General features: G+C 62.2%; 21 protein-coding genes. 9 read left to right on the top strand and 12 right to left on the bottom strand.

All coding sequences use genetic code 11. The features are described from left to right. Positions 1 to 161: 161 nt before the first annotated feature. Entirely contained in the window at positions 162 to 509 is a 348-nt protein-coding gene (locus BXU06_RS15645; RefSeq protein WP_077302975.1) for a DUF4189 domain-containing protein, read from the top strand. 134 nt (positions 510 to 643) lie between these two features. On the opposite strand, the gene BXU06_RS15640 is transcribed toward BXU06_RS15645, so the two are convergent. The 5 genes from BXU06_RS15640 to BXU06_RS15620 form a co-directional block, all read right to left on the bottom strand. Then, the gene (locus BXU06_RS15640) at positions 644 to 1255 is read right to left on the bottom strand and encodes a hypothetical protein (protein WP_077301709.1); all 612 of its coding nucleotides are present in this window, start codon (positions 1253 to 1255) and stop codon (positions 644 to 646) included. 216 nt (positions 1256 to 1471) lie between these two features. Beyond that, positions 1472 to 2842, bottom strand: a complete 1371-nt coding sequence (locus BXU06_RS15635; RefSeq protein ID WP_077301706.1) for an NAD(P)(+) transhydrogenase (Re/Si-specific) subunit beta — start codon at positions 2840 to 2842, stop codon at positions 1472 to 1474. Between the two features lie 10 nt (positions 2843 to 2852). Then, positions 2853 to 3146: a proton-translocating transhydrogenase family protein gene (locus BXU06_RS15630; RefSeq protein ID WP_077301703.1), complete on the bottom strand. Its 294-nt coding sequence runs from the start codon at positions 3144 to 3146 to the stop codon at positions 2853 to 2855. Positions 3147 to 3164: 18 nt separating this feature from the next. Further along, positions 3165 to 4286 carry a Re/Si-specific NAD(P)(+) transhydrogenase subunit alpha gene (locus BXU06_RS15625; protein ID WP_077301700.1) on the bottom strand — a complete coding sequence of 374 codons (1122 nt, stop codon included), beginning with the start codon at positions 4284 to 4286 and terminating at the stop codon, positions 3165 to 3167. Positions 4287 to 4766: 480 nt separating this feature from the next. Then, positions 4767 to 5528 carry a TSUP family transporter gene (locus tag BXU06_RS15620; protein ID WP_216352497.1) on the bottom strand — a complete coding sequence of 254 codons (762 nt, stop codon included), beginning with the start codon at positions 5526 to 5528 and terminating at the stop codon, positions 4767 to 4769. Positions 5529 to 5811: 283 nt separating this feature from the next. Between BXU06_RS15620 and BXU06_RS15615 the strand changes: the two genes are divergently transcribed. Beyond that, entirely contained in the window at positions 5812 to 7071 is a 1260-nt protein-coding gene (locus BXU06_RS15615; protein ID WP_077301694.1) for a glutamate-5-semialdehyde dehydrogenase, read from the top strand. Positions 7072 to 7186: 115 nt separating this feature from the next. On the opposite strand, the gene BXU06_RS15610 is transcribed toward BXU06_RS15615, so the two are convergent. The 4 genes from BXU06_RS15610 to BXU06_RS15595 all read right to left on the bottom strand — a co-directional run bounded on the left by BXU06_RS15610 (position 7187) and on the right by BXU06_RS15595 (position 11802). Next, positions 7187 to 8743, bottom strand: coding sequence for a DHA2 family efflux MFS transporter permease subunit (locus tag BXU06_RS15610; protein WP_077301691.1), 1557 nt, complete (start codon positions 8741 to 8743; stop codon positions 7187 to 7189). Continuing rightward, positions 8743 to 9903 (bottom strand): HlyD family efflux transporter periplasmic adaptor subunit, encoded by a 1161-nt coding sequence (locus BXU06_RS15605; protein WP_077301688.1) that lies wholly within the window; start codon positions 9901 to 9903, stop codon positions 8743 to 8745. The genes BXU06_RS15610 and BXU06_RS15605 overlap by 1 nt, the downstream gene beginning before the upstream one ends. Beyond that, complete coding sequence (locus BXU06_RS15600; protein WP_077301685.1) at positions 9900 to 11339, bottom strand: efflux transporter outer membrane subunit; 1440 nt, start codon at positions 11337 to 11339, stop codon at positions 9900 to 9902. The genes BXU06_RS15605 and BXU06_RS15600 overlap by 4 nt, the downstream gene beginning before the upstream one ends. Positions 11340 to 11499: 160 nt before the next feature. Further along, positions 11500 to 11802: a DUF3861 domain-containing protein gene (locus BXU06_RS15595; RefSeq protein ID WP_077302973.1), complete on the bottom strand. Its 303-nt coding sequence runs from the start codon at positions 11800 to 11802 to the stop codon at positions 11500 to 11502. 139 nt (positions 11803 to 11941) lie between these two features. Here BXU06_RS15595 and BXU06_RS15590 point away from each other — a divergent pair, with 139 nt between their 5' ends. The 5 genes from BXU06_RS15590 (at position 11942) to BXU06_RS17540 (ending at position 16202) form a co-directional block, all read left to right on the top strand. Further along, positions 11942 to 12877 carry a LysR family transcriptional regulator gene (locus BXU06_RS15590; protein ID WP_077301682.1) on the top strand — a complete coding sequence of 312 codons (936 nt, stop codon included), beginning with the start codon at positions 11942 to 11944 and terminating at the stop codon, positions 12875 to 12877. 97 nt (positions 12878 to 12974) lie between these two features. Next, positions 12975 to 13397 (top strand): helix-turn-helix domain-containing protein, encoded by a 423-nt coding sequence (locus BXU06_RS15585; RefSeq protein WP_077301679.1) that lies wholly within the window; start codon positions 12975 to 12977, stop codon positions 13395 to 13397. 155 nt (positions 13398 to 13552) lie between these two features. After that, a complete protein-coding gene (locus BXU06_RS15580) occupies positions 13553 to 14107 on the top strand; it encodes a flavodoxin family protein (protein WP_077301676.1) in 555 nt (184 codons plus the stop codon). Between the two features lie 248 nt (positions 14108 to 14355). Beyond that, positions 14356 to 15519: an ATP/GTP-binding protein gene (locus BXU06_RS15575; protein WP_077301673.1), complete on the top strand. Its 1164-nt coding sequence runs from the start codon at positions 14356 to 14358 to the stop codon at positions 15517 to 15519. Then, a complete protein-coding gene (locus BXU06_RS17540; protein WP_150125238.1) occupies positions 15519 to 16202 on the top strand; it encodes a DUF3226 domain-containing protein in 684 nt (227 codons plus the stop codon). Before BXU06_RS15575 ends, BXU06_RS17540 begins: the two co-directional genes overlap by 1 nt. A 46-nt stretch (positions 16203 to 16248) precedes the next feature. Here the strand turns inward: BXU06_RS17540 and BXU06_RS15570 are convergent, their stop codons facing one another. Next, complete coding sequence (locus tag BXU06_RS15570; RefSeq protein WP_150125237.1) at positions 16249 to 18741, bottom strand: PEP/pyruvate-binding domain-containing protein; 2493 nt, start codon at positions 18739 to 18741, stop codon at positions 16249 to 16251. Further along, positions 18738 to 19352 (bottom strand): TetR/AcrR family transcriptional regulator, encoded by a 615-nt coding sequence (locus tag BXU06_RS15565; RefSeq protein ID WP_077301670.1) that lies wholly within the window; start codon positions 19350 to 19352, stop codon positions 18738 to 18740. Before BXU06_RS15565 ends, BXU06_RS15570 begins: the two co-directional genes overlap by 4 nt. A gap of 307 nt (positions 19353 to 19659) precedes the next feature. On the opposite strand from BXU06_RS15565, the gene BXU06_RS15560 reads away from it, so the two are divergent. Then, positions 19660 to 21672, top strand: coding sequence for a methyl-accepting chemotaxis protein (locus BXU06_RS15560; RefSeq protein WP_077301667.1), 2013 nt, complete (start codon positions 19660 to 19662; stop codon positions 21670 to 21672). Positions 21673 to 21707: 35 nt separating this feature from the next. Here BXU06_RS15560 and BXU06_RS15555 read toward each other — a convergent pair whose 3' ends face one another. Further along, positions 21708 to 22130, bottom strand: coding sequence for a DciA family protein (locus BXU06_RS15555; protein WP_077301664.1), 423 nt, complete (start codon positions 22128 to 22130; stop codon positions 21708 to 21710). Positions 22131 to 22344: 214 nt separating this feature from the next. Between BXU06_RS15555 and secA the strand changes: the two genes are divergently transcribed. Beyond that, a complete protein-coding gene (gene secA / locus BXU06_RS15550) occupies positions 22345 to 25092 on the top strand; it encodes a preprotein translocase subunit SecA (RefSeq protein ID WP_077301662.1) in 2748 nt (915 codons plus the stop codon). Positions 25093 to 25244: the final 152 nt, after the last annotated feature.

Below are 25244 nucleotides of genomic sequence, written 5' to 3'. Positions count from 1 at the left end.
TGATTTTGTTTGTCATGGCAACACTGTGGTCACCGCCAGCGGTTCAATACGGCCAGACGGCTGTCTCACCCGGCGACCCCAGCCCCAGAATAACGATGTCACCCCCAAGTGACACAGCAGCTGTTTCTTGTTGAACCACCCTGGAGAATCCCTTGAAAAAAATGACCCGTTCGCTGTTTGCCGCCCTGCTGCTGGCCCTGCCGATGTCCGCTTTTGCCGTAGGCGCAATTGCCGTGGATGATGAAGTGGGCGAACTCGAACCTGGCTACGGCTACGTAACCGGGATGAGCTCGGAAAAAGAAGCCAAAGCAGGTGCCCTGAAAGAATGCCGCAACAGCGGCAACAAAAACTGCACCGTGGCGGTGTGGTTCAACAAATGTGGCGCTTACGCCAACTCGCGCAAGTATTCCGGCGTGGGCTACGGTGCCACCAAGAAAATTGCTGAAGCGCGCGCGCTGGATGAATGCGGCGATGCAGCCTGCAAAATCCTGATTTCTGACTGCGAATAAGGCCCGGCCAGGTCTTTGTGGCGGATGCAGTCAGACAACAAAGACCGACGATGCACCGCAGCAGATTAAAAAACGCCCGCCTGCGATGGATTGCAGGCGGGCGTTTTTGCGTATTGTCTTGGCTTTGCGCCGGTTCAGGCGCTCAGGTTGACACCGGCTCGCAAATACACCAGCCGCTCCTGGTACAGCACTTCTCCCTCGCCCAGCCGGGTGCGCGGGCCGTCCGGGGTGGCACGCTGAAACACATAGCGCTGGCCCTGGCTTTCAATCCAGGCCGGGATTGGCGCGCCCTGATACTGGCCGATGGATTCTTCAGCGGCAACGGAATCGCCCAGGCTCAGGCTGGGGGCGGGCGATGAGGGGGTGGGCGCAGCGGCAGGAGTGGCCGCAGCAGCAGGCGGGGTGTCTTCGTATTCCCATTCGCGGCTGTCGCGGTCGCGCAGACGCGGCGCATCTGCCGACTGGCGGCCCAGCCACCAGCGCAGCACCCAGCCCGGCACCAGCACGCGGTGTACCTCCTTGTCGTCGGTCACCACGCAGGTGACGGCAAAGGCGTGGCCGCAGGCGGGGCATTTGGCCTGGGCGGCAATCACCACGCGCTCCTGAACCAGCTGGGCAATGCCGTGCATGTATTGGCTGTCCACCACCTGCTTGCAGGCGGGGCAGTGTTTGGCAAAACGGCGGATGGTTTGCCCGTTGGCAAAGCGCAAGGGCAGCTGCTTGGAAATGGGGTCGTTGGGGTGCATGGCTGACAATGAGGGAACGTGTTGAAATAGTAACAAAATTCCGCCCATCGTGCAGGGTTCAGCAGGACAATTGCACGAATAAACGGCGCATCAGGCCACAAACTGCCTGCTGTGCCGGATTTGGGCCTGGCCGGTGTTCACGCCCGCCCAGCAAATGCAAAAACCCCCGCCGGGCCAGAAACCAGCCGGGCGGGGGGCAGAAGCACAGCCAGGGGCTTAATGCACCACCGACTTCACCAGATCTTCCACCACTTTCTTGGCATCGCCAAACACCATCATGGTTTTATCCATGTAGAACAGTTCGTTGTCCAGGCCGGCGTAGCCCACGCTCATCGAACGCTTGACCACAATAATGGTACGCGCCTTGTGCGCTTCCAGAATCGGCATGCCATAGATTGAGCTGCTCTTGTCCTTCAGCGCAGCCGGGTTGACCACGTCGTTGGCACCAATCACCAGTACCACGTCGGTGTCGGCAAAGTCCGAGTTGATTTCTTCCATTTCCAGCACCTGGTCATACGGCACTTCGGCTTCGGCCAGCAGCACGTTCATATGCCCCGGCATCCGGCCCGCCACCGGGTGAATGGCGTAGCGAACCTTGACGCCCTTTTCATGCAGCAGCTCGGCAAACTCCTGCAGCGCATGCTGGGCGCGCGATACGGCCAGGCCGTAACCCGGCACAATCACCACGCTGTCGGCGTTGGCCATCAGGAAGCCGGCGTCTTCTGCCGAACCCGACTTGTAGTTCTTCGGGCCGCTGTCGCCGCCGCCACCTGTTGCCACTTCGGCACCAAAGCCACCCAACAGCACGCTGACGATCGAGCGGTTCATGGCTTTACACATGATGTAAGACAGAATCGCGCCGGAAGCCCCCACACATGCACCGGCAATGATCAGCACCGGGTTGTTCAGGGTAAAGCCAATACCAGCGGCAGCCCAGCCCGAGTAGCTGTTGAGCATCGACACCACCACCGGCATGTCGGCACCGCCAATCGGCACAATCAGGGTCACGCCCAGCACCAGGGCAATCGCCACCATCACCAGGAAGGCCGCGTGGCTGTCGGTGAAGAAATACACCGCGCCAAAGCCCACCATCGCCAGCGCCATCACCAGGTTAAGCAGATGCTGGCCGCTGAAGTTCAGCGCTTTGGCACCAAACTTGCCCGACAGCTTGCCATAGGCAATCACCGAGGCGGTGAAGGTAATCGCGCCAATGAACGCGCCGATGAACAGCTCGATCTTTTGCACCGGGCTATGCTCCACCCCGGTGTGGAAGATGGCCGCCACGGCAATCAGCACTGCCGACAGGCCCACCAGCGAGTGCATGGCGGCAACCAGCTCTGGCATGTGGGTCATTTCCACGGTTTTGGCCTTGAATGCGCCAATCGCAGCGCCAGCGGCAATGGCCCCCACAATCAGCAGCAGCACCGGCTTGTCCAGCACCATGAAGGTGGTGGCCACGGCAATCAGCATGCCGATCATGCCGTAGGTATTGCCCTTGCGCGAGCTGGCCGGAGAAGACAGGCCCTTGAGCGACAGAATGAACAGCACCGCCGAAATCAGATACAACACAGCAGACAGATTTTGCATGGCGGGCTCCTTATTTCTTCTTCTTGAACATATCGAGCATGCGCTGGGTGACCAGGAAGCCGCCGAAGATGTTGATGCTGGCCAGGAAAATCCCCACCGCGCCCAGAATCGAGGTGATGGTCAGGGTTTCGCCGTTGATATCCACCACTTGCAGCATGGCACCGACGATGATGATGCCGGAAATGGCATTGGTCACCGCCATCAGCGGGGTATGCAGGGCCGGGGTAACGTTCCACACCACGTGGTAGCCCACAAAGACGGCCAGCACGAAAATGGTCAGGCTGATGATGAACGGATCAGTCATGATTGAGCTCCTTGTCGCTTACGCCGGCTGGCCAAAGCGTTGCACGCCCTGATGGGTAATCAGGGTGGCCGCCAGCAGGTCGTCTTCCAGGTTCAGCGAGAAACCTTCCTTGGTGAGCATCAGGCTCAGGAAGGTCAGCAGGTTTTTGGCGTACAGGCTGGAGGCGTCAGCCGCCACCAGGCCCGGCAGGTTGGTAAAGCCCACCACAGTCACGCCCTGGTCGGTGGTGATCACCTGACCGGCCTGGGTCAGCGGACAGTTGCCGCCCGATTCGGCGGCGATGTCCACAATCACCGCGCCCGGCTTCATGCCGGCGACAATGTCGGCTTCCAGCAGGATCGGGGCTTTCTTGCCCGGAATCAGCGCGGTGGTGATGACAATGTCGGCAGCCTTGGCGTGCTTGGCCATCAGTTCGCCCTGACGACGCTTGTAGTCGTCGGACATCTCTTTGGCGTACACCCCGTCGTTGGCTTTTTTCTCTTCGTCGGTCATCGGCACTTCAACAAACTTGGCACCGAGCGACTCCACCTGTTCCTTGGTGGCCGGACGCACGTCGAACGCCTCCACCACGGCACCCAGGCGCTTGGCGGTGGCAATCGCCTGCAAACCGGCCACGCCAGCGCCCAGCACCAGCACCTTGGCGGCTTTCACCGTGCCGGCAGCGGTCATCAGCATGGGCATGAAGCGCGGGTAGAACTGGGTGGCCAGCAACACCGCGCGGTAGCCGGCAATGTTGTTCTGGCTGGACAGCACGTCCATGCTCTGCGCGCGCGTGGTGCGCGGCAGCAGTTCCATGGCAAACGCACTGACCTGACGGCTGGTCAGCTCGGCCAGGGTGGGGTTGTTGTGCGGATCGAGCATGCCGATCAGCACGGCACCGGATTTGAGCGACGCAATATCGGCAGCCGGCAGGGTGCGCACGGTCAGCACAATGTCGGCAGCTGCCAACAAGGCCGAGCGGTCGCCCACCACGGTAGCGCCAGCGGCGATATAAGCTTCGTCAAGCACGGCGGATGCCCGCCCTGCTCCGGTTTCGACGGCCACAGAATGACCCAGGGCGACGTACTTCTTCACCGTGTCCGGTGTCGCCGCCACCCGGCTTTCGCCGGCCGCCTGTTCGGCGGGAATGGCAATATGCATGTGGATGAACCTCGCGGAGTTGAAAAATGGATTGCCTATGACATGCCAGCGAAGGGCGAAGGCGGTACAGGGGCTTACCCTGCCCGGACAAAGAGCCGGCCGCAATCGTCAGAAAGTACTGGCGTGTTCCGGTCGGAAAGGCGTCGTCAATCGACGGGCAGGCAAGGCCAGTCGGCTCACGGCGCATTTCAAACGCTTGTTTTACCCTTATGCATATTTAAGCCATACAACGTCCTTTTTGTGAAGTGTTTTTACGAATAAGCGACGTTATAAACCAACAACTTGATGCAATGCAATATTTTTATCCTCAGCTTATCCCACCCCCTTGTCTTTGGTCAGACCTTATGACCAAAGGCGCTATCTGCATGAATCCATAGCGACTATTACCAAAGTCACTGTTACATCAAGCGTTACAGTAAAAAATTAACCGGCCCGGAGTCGGGCCAGCCTATGCTGCACTGCAAAATACTGCCGTCACACTCAGGCCACAATTTCGTAAGCAAACCGACCAATCAGCACCACCAGCAGCAGCAAAAACACCCCGCGCACCAGCTGGCTGCCACCGCGCAAGGCCAGCCACGAGCCGCTGAGCGCCCCCAGCACATTGCACACTGCCATGGGCAACGCATAATGCCAAAGCACTTGATCTTGCGGCAAAAAATACGCCAGTGCTGCCAGATTGGTGGCGATATTGACAAACTTGGCTGCTGCCGACGCATGCAAAAAATCAAAGGCAAAGCAGCGGATGAACAAAAAAATCAGGAAGCTGCCTGTGCCCGGACCAAACAGGCCATCATAAAAACCAATGGCCCCACCTAGCAGCATGGCCTGGATGCGCTGGCGTCGCCCTACTGTCACCGGCGTGTGCAGTGCACCAAAATCCTTCTTCCACAGCGTATAGACCGCCATCACCAGCAAGAGCGCCAGCACCAGCGGACGCATCACCGCCTTGGGAATCAAACTGACCGCGCTGGCCCCGACAAACGACAGCGCAAACGCTGCCAGCGCCGCCGGCAGCACCAGCCGCCACGGCAAGCGCACCCGGCGCACATAGCTGCGCGCGGCAAACAACGTGCCCGACACCGCCGCCACCTTGTTGGTGCCAAACACCACCGCCGGAGCCGCGCCAGGCAGCGCGTTGAACAAGGCCGGAATCTGGATCAGCCCGCCACCGCCCACCGCAGCGTCAATCAGGCCGGCCATAAACGCCATGACGCCCAAAAACATCAGCGACTCAGTCATGTCCACCATGCCTTGCCATGAAAAACACAGCCTACCACAGCGATTTGCCCGGTCAAAACATCACAAAGGCAAGTGTAATGGCATGTAGCATCGACATAAACTAGTCTTTGGCATCTTTATTGTGGCCAGAGCAGCACAGGGCCAGCCAATAAACACAATTTATCGACAACATATCAATAAATTTTCGTTATCATCCCTTCTGGCTGGCCTTGATCACCGGCCTCTCCCCATTCCGCCCCGACGCGGCCCCCAAGCGGCCCATGGGCATAGCGAAAGACATACGATGGACATTCACGCCTACATGCAGACGCTGGGCCGCGCTGCCCGCACCGCCAGCCGCGAACTGGCCAAAGCCGACACTCAGCAAAAAAACCGCGCCCTGCACGCCATCGCCGACGCCCTGACGCGCGAGGCCGACGCGCTGGTGGCCGCCAACCAGGCCGACCTGGCCGCCGCCCGTGACGCCGGGCTGGAGCCGGCCATGCTCGACCGGCTGACACTGTCGGCCACTGGCGTGGCGCAAATGGCCGAAGGCCTGCGCCAGATTGCCGCCCTGCCCGACCCGGTGGGCGAAATGGGCGAATTTGCCTACCGCCCGTCCGGCATCCAGCTGGGCAAGATGCGCGTGCCGCTAGGCGTGATTGGCATCATTTACGAAGCCCGCCCCAACGTCACTGCCGATGCCGCCGGCCTGTGCCTGAAATCCGGCAACGCCTGCATCCTGCGCGGCGGCTCGGAAGCCATTCGCAGCAACCAGGCCATTGCCGCCTGCGTGCATGAGGGCCTGCGTGAAGCTGGCCTGCCGGAAGGTGCGGTGCAGGTGATCAACACCACCGACCGCGCTACCGTCGGCGAGCTGGTCACCATGACCGAATACGTCGATGTGATTGTGCCGCGTGGCGGCAAGGGCCTGATTGCCCGCGTGTCCGCCGAGGCGCGCGTGCCGGTGATCAAGCACCTGGACGGCAACTGTCATGTGTATGTGGACGTGGACGCCGACCTGGTAAAGGCTGGGCGGATTGCCGACAACGCCAAAACCCAGCGCTATGGCACCTGCAACACCATGGAAACCCTGCTGGTACACCACACCGTGGCGGTGGCGTTCCTGCCGGTGATCAGCGCCATCTACCTGAGCAAGGGCGTGGAACTGCGCGGCTGCCCGCGCGCGCAAGAGATCATCGGTGCTCAGGTCAAACCGGCCAGCGAAGACGACTGGTTTACCGAATACGCCGCACCGATTGTGGCGCTGAAAGTGGTGGACAGCCTGGACGAGGCCATCAACCACATCAACCACTACGGCAGCCATCACACCGATGCCATCATCACCGAAAACTACACCACCGCCCGGCGCTTCTTGCGCGAGGTGGATTCGTCCAGCGTGATGGTGAACGCCAGCACCCGCTTTGCCGACGGCTTTGAATACGGCCTGGGCGCTGAAATTGGTATTTCCACCGACAAGATCCACGCCCGTGGCCCGGTGGGCTTGCATGGGCTGACCAGCCAGAAGTGGATTGTGCTGGGAGATGGCCAGGTCAGGGGATAAGCCATTCGGCGAACACACCGTGGGCGTGGGGGGCGCAGGCATCGTGGGTCGAGGCAAGGCGTGATGCCCTCACCTCGTTCACAAAAACGATTTTTATGAATCCATCAGCGCGTTCTTAATGATCCGCCCCCGGCCCCATCGCCACCCGCGCCTGGGGTCGCGCCAGCCACACCAGGCCAAGCAGGGAAAGAAACAAAAACCCCGACAGCCAGAAATACTCATTCGACGCCAGCACCGCCGCCTGGCCCGTTACCATCCGCTCCAGCGTGCCCAGGGTTTGCTCCGGACTCAGGCCGGCGCTGGACAGGCTGGCTTGCGCCTGCACCGCGCCGGGGCTATACGGCGTAAGCTGTTCCACCAGTTGGGCGTGGTGCAGGTGGGTGCGGTCTTCCCACACCGTGGTGGCGATTGAGGTGCCAAATGCGCCAGCAGTGATCCGGCAGAAGTTGGACAAGCCCGACGCCGCCGGAATGCGCGCCGGTGGCACGCCGGACAGCAGGATGGCAGTCAGCGGCAGAAACAGCGTGGCCATGCCCGCCCCCAGCACGATTTGCGGCAGCACCACGGTAAAATTATCCACCCCAGTGGTAAAGCCGGCGCGCATGAAAGACACACTGGCCAGAATCACAAACGAGGCACTGGCCAGCCAGCGTGGGTCCACCCTGGGCAGGGATTTACCAATGATGGGCGACAGCAGCAGCGCCAGAATCCCCACTGGCGCGGCAGTCAGCCCGGCCAGGGTGGCGGTGTAGCCCATCTGGGTTTGCAGCCACAGCGGGATAATCACGATGCCGCCAAAAAACAGCCCGTAGGCCATCGCCAGGGTGAGCGTGCCCGCCACAAAATTGCGCCGGGCAAACAGCGACAAATCCACCACCGGGTGTGCTTCGTTCAGCTCCCACACCAGAAAAAACACAAACGCCACCAGCGCCACCAGGCCCAGTGCCACAATTTCGCCCGAGTTGAACCAGTCCAGCTCCTTGCCCTTGTCCAGCATGATTTGCAGCGCGCCCACCCAGATCACCAGGGCAATCAGGCCGGGCTTGTCGATTGGCACAATGCGGGTTGGGCTTTCACGCGGGCGATAAATTTGCCAGGTCACCCAGGCGGCCAGCAGGCCCACCGGGATATTGATGTAAAAAATCCACGGCCAGGACACATTGTCCGACAGCCAGCCGCCCAGAATCGGCCCGATCACCGGGGCCACCATGGTGGTCATCGACCACATGGCCAGCGCCATGCCGCTTTTGGCTGGCGGGTAGGAGCTGAGCAACAGCGCCTGCGACAGCGGAATCATCGGCCCGGCCACCGCGCCCTGCACAATCCGGAAAGCAATCAGCAGCTCCAGATTGGGTGCCAGCCCGCACAACAGCGACGCCAGCACAAACAGCAGCACCGACGCAACAAACAGCCGCACCTGGCCAAAGCGCTGGGTCAGCCAGCCGGTGAGTGGCACGGCAATGGCATTGGCCACGGCAAACGAGGTAATCACCCAGGTGCCCTGCGACGACGACACGCCCAGGTCGCCGGCAATCGCCGGAATCGACACATTGGCAATGGTGGTGTCCAGCACATTCATAAAGGTGGCCAGCGACAAGGCCACGGTGCCGGCCACCAGCGCCGGCCCCTGCAATGGTGCGTGCCCGACGGGCGGATGAGCAGCGGCGCTCATCAGCGGCTCTTGCCCAGATTGGCAGCAATAATCCGCGCAATGCGCTGTTCCGCCTGCTGGTCTTTCGCGCCAAACACCGTGGTCTGCAGCGCCGGAGCCTGGCGCGGCGTGGTGCCCAGCACCGGGCCAGACTGGTCATGCAAATCCACCTCGGCCAGCATCGACAGCCCCACCCGCAGCGGATGCGCCGCCAGTTCGGCGGCGTCCAGGCTGACCCGCACCGGCACCCGCTGCACCACTTTGATCCAGTTGCCGGTGGCGTTTTGCGCCGGCAGCAGCGAGAACACCCCACCCGTACCGGCACCCAGGCCCAGCACCTTGCCGTGGTATTCCACCTGGCTGCCGTACACATCGGCGCGCAATGTCACCGGCTGGCCAATGCGCATGCGCGCCAGCTGGCTTTCCTTGAAATTGGCCTCCACCCACAGGCCGGTCAGCGGCACAATCGCCATCAGCGGTGCGCCAGGCTGGATGCGCTGGCCCACCTGCACGCTGCGCTTGGCCACATAGCCGCTCACCGGGGCGGGCAGCATGGCGCGGGTCATGGCCAGATGCGCTTCGCGCACCTTGGCCGCTGCGCGTTGCACCGCCGGATGTTCTGCCGGCGTGGTGCCTTCGGTTTGCGCCTCGCTGGCGCTCAGTTGTTCTTTCGCGCTGGTCTGCGCGGCCCGGGCAGTCAGCACTGCCGACTGGGCGTGGGCCAGCTCTTCCTGCGCCACCGCACCACCAGCCGCCTGCTGACGCCGGGCCAGATCGGCCTCGGCGCGGGTCAGTTCGGCCTGGCGCACCGCCAGTTGGGCCGCCGCCGCTGCGCGGCTGGCAAACAGGTTGCGCGCCAGGCGCACCTGCTGGGCCAGATCGGCCTCGGCCTGCTCCAGCGCCACCCGCGCATCAGCCGGGTCGAGCAGCACCAGCGGCTGGCCAGCGGTCACGTAGTCGGTATCGTCAGCCTGAATGGCCAGCACGGTGCCGCTGGTTTGCGGGGTGATCTGCACCAGATTGCCGCTGACGTAGGCGTTGTCGGTGTGTTCGTGGTAGCGGGCAACCAGCGCCCACCAGGCGGTGTACGCCAGGCTGGCCAGCAGCAGCAGCGCGGCCAGCCGGATCAACAGCTGGGTGCGACGGCCTGACGGCGTCGGGGCAACGGGGGCTTGACTCATGATGCATGACTCCGGGAAAGCAGGGCAGAAGCGGGCAGGTCGCCGTGGTAAGCGCCGCCCAGCGCCTTGATCAGGCCAATGCGGGCCTGCTGGCGGCGGGTGTTCAGTTCGACGGCCTGACGGCGTTGCGCCAGCCAGGGCGCGTCCAGTGCCAGCGCGGACAGTTCGCTCTCCAGCCCGGCGCGAGCACGCGCCTGTGCGGTGTGGCGGGCCAGACTGGCCTGGGTAAGCGCGGCATGGGTGTGCACCGCCTGCTCGGTTAGCGCACGCAGGCTGGCGGCCTGGTCGGCCACCTCACGCACGGCGTCGAGCAAGCTCTGGTTGTACTGGGCAATCGCCCCATCACGGCTGGCTTGCGCGCCGCCCAGCGCAGCGCGACGGGCACCGCCGTCAAACAGCGGCAGGCTCAAGGCCGGGCCCACGCCCACCATCCGGCTGGCGGATTGCAATAGCTGGCTCATGCCAATGGCCGAATAGCCAATAAAACTGAGCAGATTGATATTGGGGTAAAACGCGGCGCGGGCGCTGTCCACCTCGCGTCCGCCAGCTTCCACCCGCCAGCGGGCCGCCACCAGATCCGGGCGACGCCCCAGCAGATCCGCCGGCAGCACGCTGGGCAAGTCATCACCGGCGGGTGCGCGCAGGGCTGGCTGGCGCAGTGTTTGCGCAAAGCCTGGGCCCTGGCCGGCCAGCGCGGCCAGCGCATGACGCTGCAGGGTGATCTGCTCGGCCAGCGCCAGCGTTTCCTGACGGGCCGCCGCCGCCTGGCTATGCGCGGCAGCCAGCTCGCCAGCGTGCGCCAGCCCGGCATGTTGGCGCTGGGCATGCCATGCCGCCGCACTTTCGGCGCTGGCTTGCGCTTCGCGGGCAATCGCCGCCAGCGCGTACAGACGGTCCAGCCCCCAGTAAGCATGGGTCAGCGCCGCACTGAGCAACAGGCGCGCGCCGGCCTGGTCGGCCTCGGCCGCCTGGGCGCGGTGTTGCGCCGCATCCCGGCTGGCGCGTTCGCCGCCGGCCAGATCCAGATCATAGGCAAAATCCAGGCTCAACTGGCCCGAGGTGCGCCAGCTGCCGGCCAGCGGCGGCGGAATGGTGCCGTGTTCGCTGTAGCGCTGACGGGTGACGTCGGCGTTCAGCGCCGCGCCGGGCAGCAGCCGGGCGTCGGCCTGTTCACTCAGCGCCACCGCCTGGCGCAAACGCGCCCGCGCCAGCTGCATGGACGGCGCATCGGCCAGCGCCTGTTCCATCAGCGCATCCAGTTGCGGATCGGCCAGCGCGCGCCACCACTGTGCCTGTGGCCACGCCGCCGGCCCCTGGCTCAGCGGCCCGGCCAGCGCGGCAGGCACCGTCAGCGGCAACGCCGGCACCCCCGGCCCGGCACACGCCGTCAGCCAGACAGCGCTGGCGGCGGCAAGACAAGAAAACACGTAGCGCATGATCGCCAAGCATCAAAAATCAGGAAGGCTACACTGTACGCCAGTGCTATCGGCGGGATAAGCTGGCGAAAATGGGAAACATTGTTCCTTGGGTGGGATAATATGCCGAAAGGACACACCGCCGACACGCTGACCCGGTACGTCATGTGCAGACAGCCGTCTACCCTTCGGCGGGCAGGCTTTTTTTCAGCTGGCGCATGAAGTCGCCAAAGTGCGGCAACAGGCCGGCAAACAGCGGGTGGGTCTTGTTTTCCAGCATCACCTCACCAAACAGTTTCAGTCCTACTCCCAGCGCGGTGGCACTGTTGGCGGGCAGGTCGCTGCGCTGGCGCAGGCGCTCGACCACCGTCAGGATGTCGTCGTGGTTGCCCACCTCAAACACCAGTGGGGCGGCATGGGTAGAAGGCACACCGTGGGCATCGGCCAGGGGTGCCACGGTAATGCGGTAGCGGTGTTGTCGCATGATCTGCAGCCTTGAAAATCCAAAGTTAAAGAAGGGCGCGCCAAGGATGATGCGCGGCATGCCTTGACTGTAGCGCAGCGCCGCTTGTGGGATAAGCCAGCTAAAACGGGAAACATTGTTCCGCCATCAGGATAATCACATGCTCAACACTGACCTCAACCAGCTGCTGGTGTTTGCCAAAGTGGTCGAGCACGGCAGCTTCATCGCCGCCTCGCGTGCGCTGGGCCTGCCCAAAACCACGGTTAGCCGCAAGGTGCAGGAACTGGAAGAACGCCTCGGCACCCGGCTCCTGCAGCGCACCACCCGCCGGGTGGCGCTGACCGAAGCCGGGGCGATTTACCACGAATACTGCAGCCGTATTGTCCAGGACATGGAAGAAGCCAATCTGGCGGTTGGCCGGGTGCAGGCCGTACCGCGTGGCGAGCTGCGCGTGTCGGCGTCGTTTTCGTTTGGCATGGGCGCGCTGGTGCCGCTGGTGCCAGAATTCATGGCGCGTTACCCGGAAATCCGTCTGCAACTGGAACTGCGCAACGACGCGGTAGACCTGGTGGCCGAAGGCTTTGACCTGTCCATCCGTATTGGTCCGCTGGCGGATTCTTCATATGCGGTGCGTTACCTGGCCGAAAGCCGGCTGGCACTGTACGCCAGCCCCGACTACCTAGCGCGCGCCGGCCAGCCGGCCACGCTGGACGAACTGATCCACCGCCCCACGCTCACCCTGTCGCGCCTGGGCCGTCATGGCCGCTTTTACTGGCCGCTGGCCCGGCAGAACGGTGAAGCGCACGAAGTGGCCATCACCCCGCAACTGGTGGCCAACGACCCCGGCGTAATCAAGTTTGCCGCCCTGGCCGGCCTGGGCGTGGCACTGCTGCCGCTGATCCTGATCCGCCCGGAAGTGGAATCCGGCCAGCTACTGCCCGTGCTGCCCGACTGGGAAGGCCCACCCACCGAAATCGGCGCGGTCTACCCCAGCCGGCGCGGGCTGTCGCCCAAGGTGCGGGTGTTTATTGATTTTTTGAGCGAGCGGCTAGCGCATCTGTCGGGAGACAGCAGCAGTGCCATGGGGCAGGGGTAGCCCGTTGTGGCGGTGGCGGCAGGCGGTATCTGCCTGCACCGCTCACTGCAACGATGGTATATTTCAGAAACTACCTAACCCCTCGCAGGCTCCCATCATGTGCTCCCTCGACTACGACGTTTACCAAGATCGCTGCCCCACCCGGCTGGTGCTGGAGCGGCTGGCCGACAAATGGGCGCTGCTGATCCTCGACCGACTGGAAAACGGCCCACAGCGGTTTAACGCGCTCAAGCGTGACATCAAGCGCGTCACGCAAAAAGTGCTGACGCAAACCCTGCGCAAGCTGGAGCGCGATGGCCTGGTCAGCCGCACGGTGCATGCCACCGCACCGGTGACAGTGGAATACGCGCTGACGCCGCTGGGGCACACCCTCACCGAAACCGTCTCGGCGCTGACGCACTGGGCGGAGCTGAATATGGACGCCGTGCTGGCGGCGCAAAGCGCCTACGACAGCGCCATCGAGCAAGCCACAGCGCAGACCGCCACCGTGCACCGCATGGGCGCGCGGCCAGCCATGTAAGCGAGGTGGTTTCCTGCAGGAAACCTGAGCACCTGAAAGTGCCTCATTGAATACTTGGTTTCTGCTGGATACCATGACGTCACACCTCGCCTGATGCCGGGCGCGGGTTTTTCCTCCCTCCGGGCGCACAGGCCCGACCAGCAAAGGACAAGGCAATGAGCAAAACAGTCGTGGTGTATTTTTCCGGTTATGGCCACACCCTGCGCGTGGCGCAAGCGGTGGCTGAAGGCGCCAGCGCGCAGCTGATTGCGGTGGACAGCGAAGGTAATGTGCCGGACGCCGCCTGGGACGATCTGGCCGCCGCCGACGCCATCATCTTTGGCGCGCCCACCTATATGGGCAGCGTGCCCTGGCAGTTCAAAAAGTTTGCCGACGCCAGCTCGAAAGCCTGGTTCACCCGCGCCTGGCAAGACAAGGTGTTTGGCGGCTTCACCGTCAGCGCCAGCCTGAACGGCGACAAGCAAGTCACCCTGATCAATCTGCAAACCCTGGCCTCGCAGCACGGCGGCATCTGGGTCAGCCTGGGCCTGCCGCCGTCCAACACGCTGAACGCCAGCCGCAATGACGTGAACAACCTGGGCGGCTCGGTCGGCCTGCTGGTGCAAGCGCCTTCCGACGCCGGCGCTGAGGCGATTCCTGATGGTGATATCGACACCGCCAAGCGCTACGGCGCGCGGGTGGCGGAAGTGGCTGCGCGTTTGAAGGGCTGAGGCCATCACCCCGGCAGGAGCCGAGCTGCTCCTGCCGTCATTCCCCGCTCACCCGCCGCACCACCCCGCGCCCACCATCCACCTCCACCGACTCTCCGTCTTGCAGGGCGTCCATGCTGCCGGGCAGGTTCACAGCTGTTGTAGATGAATGTTCTGCTACAGCACAACGTGGGCACCATCTAGCACATGACCCATGGTCATGGCCAAAAAATCGCGTACAATCTAGCCCATAATCTGGAGGTATTGTTATGCTGAACTCTCTAAAAATTAAGCGATTTCGAGCACTGGAAGACTTTGTTGTTCCCAAGCTGGGCCGCGTCAATTTAATTGTCGGCAAAAATAACTCTGGCAAGAGTACTGTATTAGAGGCATTGCAAATTTATGCAAACAATGGGGATCCTCGTTTATTGGAAACGTTGGCAGAAAGTCATGGTGAGCCTTCTCGCCCTGATTGGGAAACAATGCCTCAAACCATTTATGATTTGCCTTTTGCTAGTTTTTTTACTGGACGGGCTTTTCCAGAAGGAGATGAAGGCATTGAAATCGGTGAGGTTGACTCAAATCAATGCTTGATAATTGAGCATGGTTATTATGTTGAATGGGATGAGTCGCTAATCGATGAGGCGGGAGAAGTTTTTTCTCGCCAGCGCTTAAAGCGCATACCTAAGTCGGAAGTTGAGAAAGCCGATGAGTCTCCATTGATTGACGCACTATTTATTAAGAAAGGAGAGCGCCTGCTTGGTTTTCGTATTGACGAGGTGATTCGTCAGCCTCGCTGGAGAGGTGTTTCAAATTCACCTTATGATCTTCCTTGTGTAGTTATTCCAACAAGATTTATCTCCATTAATGATTTGGCTAATGAATGGGATAAAATCACGCTAACGGAAAAGCAAGAAACAGTTAAAGAGGCATTGCGCCTGATAGATTCAAAATTTGTAGATATTTCTTTTGTTCGTGATGAGCGCGAAGGCTCTCGTCGCTATCCCGAACGTTCTTTAACGCGCACAGCAAAAGTTAAACTAGAGGGGCAGCCAATGCCAGTGCCCTTGGGAAGCATGGGTGATGGCATGTTGAGAGTGTTGCAAATTGTACTTAAGGTATTTTCTGCCCAGGGAGGTCTCTTATTAATTGATGAGTTTGAAAACGGCTTGCATTATAGTGTACAGGAAAGAGTCTGGGGGCTTATTTTTGAATTGGCCGAGCAATTGGATATTCAAGTATTTGCTACCACTCATAGTTGGGATTGTATTGAGAGTTTTATTAATACGGCTATTGAATACCAAAATAGCGAAGGCGTACTATTCCGTATGGGACGCAGCGCACGTATCAGTGATCGTGGCAGAGTGATTGCCACCGTGTTTGATGAAGAGCAAATTCAAAATATTACGCAAACTGATGTTGAGGTGCGCTAATGGGAAAATCAAAGCATAGAGATATCAAAAACCTCTTAATTGTCGAAGGCACAACCGATGCCTCATTTTTTAAGGAGCTGTGTAAAACACTAGGCTTAGGAGTCTCTGTCATTGTGGCAACACCAAAAGAAATAGGGGGCGCATTCAATAGTAAAACAGATGTATTTAAAGCTTTGAGTGATCACCTAGAGCAGATAAATGATAGTAAGATTGAGAGAATTGCTATTGTAGTGGATGCAGACGCTAAGGAGCATAATCAAGGCGCTTCTTATACAAAGCTATGTGTGGCTGAAATAGCTAAAAAACACGGGTTTACTCTCCCAGAAAGTGATGCAAAAAACGGCTGTTTGTTTCCGCACGAGGATGGATTAAATCCTTTTGGGTTGTGGATTATGTCAAACCATGATAATGAAGGGGCGCTGGAAGATTGGTTGAGCCTATGTATTAGCCGAGAGCAAAAATCACTATTTGAATATGCCAAAACCTGTGTGGACGCATTACCTGAGCAACCACTATTCAAACCCTTGCACCAAGCCAAGGCGAATATTGCGACGTGGCTGGCCTGGCAGAAAAAACCGGGCCAAGGCTTGTATCACTGCATTGAGGCGGGGTTGCTGGATGAAACAGCGCAACAATATCAAGCATTGGTCAGTTGGTTGCGGGCGGTATTCTCGCCCGCTTAAAGCGCAATACACGGCGGAGGTTTAGTCCGCCGTCGTTTCATCTATCTCACCCCTCCCCCACCCGCCGCACCACCCCACGCCCGCCATCCACCTCCACCCATTCCCCATCTTGTAGCGCCTCCATAATCCCCGGCAGATTCACCACCGCCGGCAGGGCAAATTCGCGGGCGACGATGGCGGCGTGCGACAGATAACCGCCGGTTTCCACCACCAGTCCGCCGGCCTTGAGAAACAGTGGCGTCCAGCCGGGGTCGGTGGATGGGGCCACCAGGATTTCGCCGGCTTGCAGCGCCACGCCTTCGGCGGGGTGGCGGATGCGGCGCACGCGGCCACGTGCCACCCCGGCACCCGTGGCCACGCCGCGCCAGCCCTGGCCGTTATCGTGAACTGGAGAGATGGGCAACGCGTCCGCCGCACGCTGGCCATCGGGCTGGATCAGCAGATAATCCGGTGCGGTTTCCGCTTGCCAGCGGGCAAAGCGTGCCTGGCGATCCAGCAGGCGCGCACGCAGGCCGGCAGCAAGCAAACCACCCTGGCAAGCGCTGTCGATTTCCCATGGAAACAGGTGTTGCAGCGCATCGCGGCCTTCGTCGGCGCGCAGCACGCCGTGCTGGCGCAGCAGGGCGATGGCACCGTTACCCAGATGGCGCACCGCGTCCAGGTTGTCGATCAGCGCGCTGCGCGCCGCTTCGCGCTGGTTGCATTCACGGTTGGCGGCGCGGGCCAGCCAGCGCAGCAGCAGACGGGTAGGCCACGGCGCATGCTGGCGGATGCGCACCCAGGCTTGCGCAGCGGCGTGTTGCTGGCGCTGACGCAGCGTGTCGGCGTCGATGTCGGCCAGGCTGTCCAGCTGGGCCAGCAGGCTGTCGGGCTGTTCGCGCCAGCTGGCGCTGCGAAAATAGGTTTCGTAATGGCCGCGATGGCCATAGGCCTGGAGAAAATCCGCCAGCGCCTGCTGAAACGGGGCTAAATCGCGGCCCGACTGGCGTGCCTGTTGCGCCAGCGCCAGCAGCGCATAGTTTTGCTGCACGGTCACGCTGGCTTCACCGCCAGCCAGCAGCGCCGCGCCCAACGCATCCCCTTCGCCAGGAAAGGCTTTTTCCAGCGTGTCGCGCAACAGCGACAGGCTGCCGCCGCCAGACCCCTGCAAGAAGAACATGTCGAATTCGCTACGCGCCACCTGGCCAGCCTCGTGCATTGCCGCGCGCAGGCGGGCAAAGTCGGTGGGCGGCGGCGCGGCGCGCAGGCGCTGGGCCATGGCGCGCACGCGGACAATGGCCGCCTCGCCGCGCTGACGCACCGCGCCGGCCCGACGCAGATAACGCAGCATGTTCAGCCCACGGTGCAGGCGTTCGCGCCAGGTGGACGCCGGCACGGTAATTTCTGGCTGATGGCCGCCCATCATCACGTTCATTGATGCCGGCGGCACGTCCACCGCGTTCCACAGCTCCCATTGCATGATGCTGGCTTCCAGGTACAAGCGGCCATGAAACAGCCCGGCGCGCTGCACGCCGTCTTGCAAGGGGTAGCCGGCCAGCCGCGCGCCTTGTTCCAGCAGGGCGTTGACCCCACGCCGGGAGAAATTCCAGTCAAATGCCGCCAGCGGGTCGGGCAGCAGCTCGCAAGTGTTGCCACGTGTCCAGATCGCCGGCTGGGCGTGCAGCGCCGGATAGGTATAGTGCGGGCGGCCGGTCACCGGTCGCGCCTGGGTCAGCCAGAAGTGCGCGCCATCCCATAGCCATTCCAGGTCGTAAAACGGGGTGACAAAATCCAGCGCGTAAGCGGCATCGCGCAACAGCGCAGCCAGGGTTTCAATCTGGGTGGTGTTCAGCACCTGCCGGGTGGTCTGCGCAGCGGGAGTGGCGCGCAATTCGGTGCCGCCACCGTCGGCGCATTGCCGTTGCTGCGCCTTGCCGCCCAGCTGGCAGTTGAGCACGCGCCAGCTGTCGGTGTGGTCTTCGGCCAGCAGGTATTCGTCGCCGTCGGCCTCGCCGCCCACCAGGGCTTCACCCAGCCCCCAGTGGGCGTGGATCAGCATACGGTCTTCGCGGCCATCACGCGGGTCGCAGGTAAAGGCGATACCAGCGGCCACCGCTGGCAGCAGCGGCATGACAATCACCGCCATGCGCGCCTCGCCAGCAATGCCCAGCCGCTGGCGGTAGGCGCGGGCGCTGTCGCTCACCAAAGAGGCGCGCACGGCGGCAATCGCCTCGGCCAGTTGCGCCGCGCCGCAGACATTCAGGCAGCTGCGATGAATGCCGGCAAACGAGGCGTGTGCGCCGTCTTCACCCACGGCAGACGAACGCACCGCCAGCGGCACCTCGGCCCAGCCACGTGCCTGCACCGCCGCCCAGGCGTGTTCGGCTTCATCCGCTGGCGCAGTGGCAGCGGCGGGCAAGACAATAAACTCCGCCATCGGCAGGCCATAGCGGCGCAGTTGCGCCAGTTGCCAGGCTTTGCCGCCCACCGCGTCGGCGCGGGTGTCCAGCACGGCGTGGTCGTCGATCACCCGATGGGATATATCCGATATGGCGTTCATGCGCGCACCTCCAGCCCGCCCAGAAACAGCGTCAGCATGGTGTCAAATTCGGCCTGTAGCGCGGGGGCCTGGCCGGTCAGCCAGCGCAGCAGCGCGGCCAGATAGAGAAACTCCAGGTACACCGTCAGCGCTGGCGCGCCAATGTCGGTGCGAAACTGGCCGGCGGCCTGGCCTTCGGCAATCAGCGCGGTAAAAATGCGCTCCAACCCGCTGCGCTGGCTGTCATCCTCCGGACAACGTCGCTCGGCCAGCCGGTATTGCACATAGGGCAGCAAATAGGCGCGGTGCTGTTCCGACCACGCCGCGCTCAGGGCAAAGAACTTGCGCAGCCGGGCCGTGCCGGCGGGTTCGGCAGCAATCACATCGCCCAAGCTGGCCACCGACTGGCGCAGGTCGCGGTGAAAGCGGTGGCGCAGCAGGGCTTCTTTCACCGGAAAGTGCTTGTACAGCGTGGCCTTGGCCACGTCGGCCTCGGCGGCGATGCGCTCCATGGTGACGGCCTCGTAGCCTTCGGCTTCGAATAGCGCCCAGGCGGTGTCGGCCAGGTGGTCGAGCTGTTGCAGGCGCTTGCGTTCGCGGCGGCCTGGTTCGGCGGGGGGAGAAACCGTCATGGATGGCTCACAAATCTCTATACGATGAATAAAATAATACGTCGTATAGAAATAAAGCTCAAGCACGGCTTATTTTTCCTGCATAGACCAAAGCCGCACCCGTGCACCACATGCGCGGATCCAGTGCGCGCTCAGGCGTTCGGCAAACCGGACACCTCCGGCGGCAATCGTCGGAATTTCGGACGCGCGCCAATCAGTCATACAATAAAATTATTATAAATCAAAACTTTATATAGTTTTTTCTACCAAGATACACTGGCACCGTTTCTGCTGAACTCTGGTCTGCCCTGCTGACCGGAGTGTTGCCATGCCCATCCGCCCCCGCACATTGAGTGTGGCCCTGAAAATTTCGCTGATGGTGACCTTGCTGTCGCTGCTCGGCTTTACCCTGATAGTCGGTTATGGCGCGTTTGAGCATATCCGCCAGGCGCGCAGTCAGGGCCTGCGCGAAGCCGAACTGCAGGCTGAATTGAAGGCTCGCTGGGTGGAAGAACGCCTGCGCGCCGCGCTGGACACCTCGCGTGAACTGGCCACCACCTACGAGTCACTCAAGCGCAGCCAGATCAGTGACCGCGACATGCTGGCGCGGCTGCTGCTCAACACCCTGGAACAACGCACCGCGTTTCAGGGCATTTGGTCAGTCTGGGAAACCAACGCACTGGAAGGACGCGACAGCCAATGGAAAAACCAGCCGATGCACGACGCCAGCGGGCGCTTTGTGCCGCACTGGTACCGCAGTGGCAGTGAAGTGGCCAGCACCGCCATGCGCGACTACGCCGACAGCAATGCCACCGGGCCATACCAGACGGTGCAGGCGCGGCAGGAATCGGTATTGAGCGAGCCCTACACGCAGGCCCAGGCTGATGGTCAGACGCTCAAGGTAATCAGCGCTGCCACACCGGTGATGCTGGGGGGGCAGTTTCTGGGGGCGGTGGGGGTGACGCTGGACCTCAGCCGCATCCAGGCCGACCTGGCGGCGGTAAAACTGTACGACAGCGGCTATCTGGCCTTGCTATCCAGCCAGGGGCGCTGGCTGGCGCACCCGCAAGCCGGCAAGCTTGGCCAGTCGGCGCAGACCGATCTGCCAGACGCCGCCCGTCAGGCGCTGGGCAAGGGCGAAGCCTGGCGCTGGCAGGGCAACGATGGCCGCTGGATGGTGCTGGCACCGATTGCGCTGGGTGATGGCGTGGCACCGTGGGCGGTGGCGGTGTCGGTGGACCCGGCAGAACTGGTGGCCGACGCCCAGGCGGTAGTGCGCAATACCCTGCTGATTAGCGCCGCCGGGTTTGTCTGCATGCTGGCGCTGACCAGCTGGATTGTGCGCACCACCCTGCGCCCGCTCAGCCGCATGGCGCGTGCCATGGATGCGCTGGCGCAAGGCCAGGGCGACCTGACCCGCCGCCTGCCGGTGGATGGCCACGATGAAATCAGCCAGATGTCGGCGGCGTTCAACCGTTTTGTCGACTGTTTGCGTGAGATGTTTGCCGAAGTGAAGCAACACAGCCATGAATTGGATCAGCACCTGCTGCATCTGGTAGACAGCACCGCCAGCGTGGCGCAAACCTCGGAACAGCAGGCGCTGGCCGCGCAAATTGCCGCCGACACGGTGCAGGAAGTCACCGCCAGCATGGTACAGATTGCCCACGGCGCACAGGCTGGCCGCGATGAAGCGCAGCGCACCGGCAGCCTGTCGGGCGAGCTGGCCGGCGGAGTAGAAGCCACCGCCCAGGCGATTCAGCGCGCGGCGGAATCGGTGCAGCATCTGGCCGGCACGCTGAACACCTTAGGCACACGTTCCAGCCAGATTGGCAGCATTATTGCGGTGATCAACGATATTGCCGAACAGACCAATCTGCTGGCGCTGAACGCCGCCATCGAAGCCGCCCGCGCTGGCGAGCAAGGCCGTGGCTTTGCCGTGGTGGCCGACGAAGTGCGCAAGCTGGCCGAACGCACCGCCAAAGCCACGCAGGAAATTGCCGGCATGATCACCGCCATTCAGCGCGAAATGGGCAGCGCCAGCCAGAACATGCACGCCACGCTGGACTGCATGCAGCACGGCGTGGCTCAGGCCGACCACACCGCCCAGGCCATCAGCGGCATTCAGCACAGCATGGGCAGCCTGCTGGGCAGCGCCACCAGCATTGCCGAGGCCACCCAGGAACACAGCCAGGCCAGCCAAACGGTTGCCAGCCATATCACCGACATTCACGACATGACCCGCCACACCGACGAAGAAATCCGCCGCACCTCGCTGGCCACGGCGGAACTGCAGGCGCGGGTGGCACAGCTGGAAAACCTGGTGGGGCGGTTTAAAACCTGATGCACTGCCTCTGATGGCCTGCCTGACGGGTTGAATCAGTCGCCGCCCGCCAGCCGTTCCATCGCCGCCCGCAGCGTCGGGCTGGCAATTCCGGCAGCCGCGCGCTGCAGCGCCGCGCGGGCGTTGTCGCTCAGCGCCAGACGCTTGGGCGGGCGCACTGGCTCCGGGGTGTCCACATGCACCTTCACCTTCAGGCTGGCCACGTCCAGCCCACGCAGGCGCAGGGTATCCACCATCTGTCCCGACATCAGCCGCAACTTGGTGGCCACGCCGCCATTGCGGGCAAACACCAGCACCTCGCCCTGCTCGATGCGCACCACCCGAAACTGGCCGGCCAGCCCTGGCGGCAAGCTGGCATTCAGCACGGCGGCGGCACGCTGGTTTTGCCGGACCACGGCAAACAGCCGCTTGAGGCGGGTATCACGGTTGGCGATGTCGGTGAGCGGATCGGCACTCATGGGGGGCTTGAAAAGGGCGGCAGGTGGGTCGATTTTAGCATGACGCTGCCCCACCCGCCGGAAGCGGGCAGTGGCGCAGCCGCTCGACCGGATCACCCGCTATGCGCAGCGTGGCCAGACCAGGCACCACCGCCCATCCACGATCCGGCACAGCCCACCCGGCTGTGCTAAAATTTTGACTATTTTTCTACCGGCATCTGGCCGAAAGCCCTTCATGATCTCGACCCTGCTCAAAAAAATGTTCGGCAGCCGCAATGACCGGCTGGTCAAGCAATATCGGCAAACCGTGGCACGCATCAATGCGCTGGAAAGCAGCGTAACCGGGCTGAGTGATGAAGCGCTGGGCGCAAAAACCGTTGAGTTCCGCCAGCGCTTCACCCAGGGCGAAACCCTGGACCAGCTGCTGCCCGAAGCCTTTGCCGTGTGCCGCGAAGCCAGCCGCCGCGCGCTGGGCATGCGCCATTTTGATGTGCAGCTGATTGGCGGCATGGTGCTGAACGACGGCAGGATTGCCGAAATGCGCACGGGGGAAGGCAAAACCCTGGTGGCCACCCTGCCGGCCTATCTGAATTCGCTGTCTGGCCAGGGCGTGCATATCGTCACCGTCAACGACTACCTGGCTAGCCGCGACGCCGGGCTGATGGCACCCCTGTATGAGTTTCTCGGCCTGAGCGTGGGGGTGAACCTGTCGCAGATGTCGCACGAAACCAAGCAGGCGGCCTACGCCTCGGACATTACCTACGGCACCAATAACGAATTCGGCTTTGATTACCTGCGCGACAATATGGTGTTCAGCCTGGCTGAGAAGGTGCAGCGCAAGCTGGCCTTTGCCGTGGTCGATGAAGTGGACTCGATCCTGATTGACGAGGCACGCACCCCGCTGCTGATTTCCGGGCCGGCAGACGACAATATCGACATGTACCAGCGGATGAACGCCGTACCGGCGCTGCTGGTGCGCCAGACCGAAGAAGAAGGCCAGGGCGATTACTGGGTGGATGAAAAAGCCCATTCGGTGATGCTGTCCGAAGCCGGCCATGAACACGCCGAAACCATCCTCACCCAGCTGGGTCTGCTGGCCGAGGGCGACAGCCTGTATTCCGCCACCAACATCACCCTGATGCACCACCTGATGGCGGCGCTGCGCGCGCATGCGCTGTACCACCGCGACCAGCACTATGTGGTGCAGGATGATGAAGTGGTGATTGTCGATGAATTCACTGGCCGGCTGATGGCCGGGCGGCGCTGGAGCGAAGGCCTGCATCAGGCGGTGGAAGCCAAGGAAGGGGTGACGGTCAACCGGGAAAACCAGACGCTGGCGTCGATCACCTTCCAGAACTATTTCCGCCTGTATCAAAAGCTGTCGGGGATGACCGGCACCGCCGACACCGAGGCGTACGAATTCCAGCAGATTTACGGCCTGGAAACCGTGGTGATTCCCACCAACCAGCCGATGATCCGCAAAGACAATCTGGACCTGGTGTATCGCACCAACCCGGAAAAATACCAGGCCATCGTGGCCGACATCCGCGACTGCCAGCAGCGCGGCCAGCCGGTGCTGGTGGGCACCACCTCGATTGAAAGCTCGGAACTGCTGTCCAATTTCCTCAAGCAGGAAAAACTGCCGCACGAAGTGCTCAACGCCAAGCAGCACGCCCGCGAAGCCGACATCGTTGCCCAGGCCGGTCGTGCCGGGGCCATCACCATTGCCACCAATATGGCCGGTCGCGGCACCGACATCGTGCTGGGCGGCAGCATTGCCAGCGACCTGAAAGCGATTGCCGCTGACGACAGCCTGAGCGACAGCGCGCGCGACGCCAAGGTAGCGGCGCTGAAAACCGAATGGCAGCAGCGCCACGACGCGGTGCTGGCCGCCGGTGGCCTGCACATCATCGGCACCGAACGCCACGAATCACGCCGTATCGACAACCAGCTGCGTGGTCGTTCTGGCCGCCAGGGCGACCCGGGCTCCAGCCGCTTTTATCTGAGCCTGGAAGATCCGCTGCTGCGCATTTTTGCCTCGGAGCGGGTGTCGGCGATCATGGAACGGCTGAAAATGCCGGAAGGCGAGGCCATCGAGCATACCTGGGTGACCCGCGCCATCGAAAACGCCCAGCGCAAGGTGGAAGGCCGCAACTTCGACATCCGCAAGCAATTGCTGGAATACGACGACGTGGCCAACGATCAGCGCAAGGTGATCTACCAGCAGCGCAATGACATCCTGGAATCTCAGGATGTGTCGGAGATGGTCAGCAATATGCGCACCAGCGCGCTGGGTGCGCTGTTCGACCTGTATCTGCCGCCAGAATCGCTGGAAGAACAATGGGACGTGGCCGGGCTGGAAAAAGCCCTGGAAGCCGAGTACCAGCTGCAAGCGCCAGTGGGCGACTGGATGAAAGCCGCACCGGAAGCCGATGTGGCGGTGTTCCGCGACCAGCTGATTGCGCTGGGCGAAGCCCATTATCAGGCCAAGGTAGACATGGCCGGCGAAGCCACCATGCGCCAGTTTGAACACGCCGTGCTGCTGCAACACCTGGACCAGCACTGGCGCGAACATCTGGCCGCGCTGGACCACCTGCGCCAGGGCATCCACCTGCGCGGCTATGCGCAGAAAAACCCCAAGCAGGAATACAAGCGCGAGGCGTTCGAGCTGTTTTCCAATATGCTCGACAGCGTCAAGCGCGACGTGGCCCAGCTGCTGTTTACCGTGCGCATCCAGAGCGCCGAAGAAGTGGCGGCCATGGAAGCCGAAGAGCAGCGCCAGCGCCCGATGCAGTTCCAGCACGCCGAGTTCAACCCGGCGCTGGCCGACAGCGACAGCGCGGCAGAACTCGGCAGCGACGACGACAGCAACCCGTTTGCACCAGAAGCGCTGGCCGCCCAGGGCCTGCGCGTGGGCCGCAACGACCCATGCCCCTGCGGGTCGGGCAAGAAGTACAAGCAGTGCCACGGCAAGCTGGGGTAAGCCCTGGCCAGCACACCGGGAGCACCTCAACAGGCCGTTCCCAACCCCGATGACGCCACCTTGACCCGCAGCCAGAATTTGCAGGTCAAGGTGGCGTCATGTTGTCAGTCTGTCAGAGCGACCCGCCCCATGCGCCCGCCACTGATTCACTC

The sequence above is a fragment of the Aquaspirillum sp. LM1 genome (genome assembly GCF_002002905.1).
Classification (GTDB): domain Bacteria; phylum Pseudomonadota; class Gammaproteobacteria; order Burkholderiales; family Aquaspirillaceae; genus Rivihabitans.
This window is presented reverse-complemented; position numbering and strand designations above follow the sequence as displayed.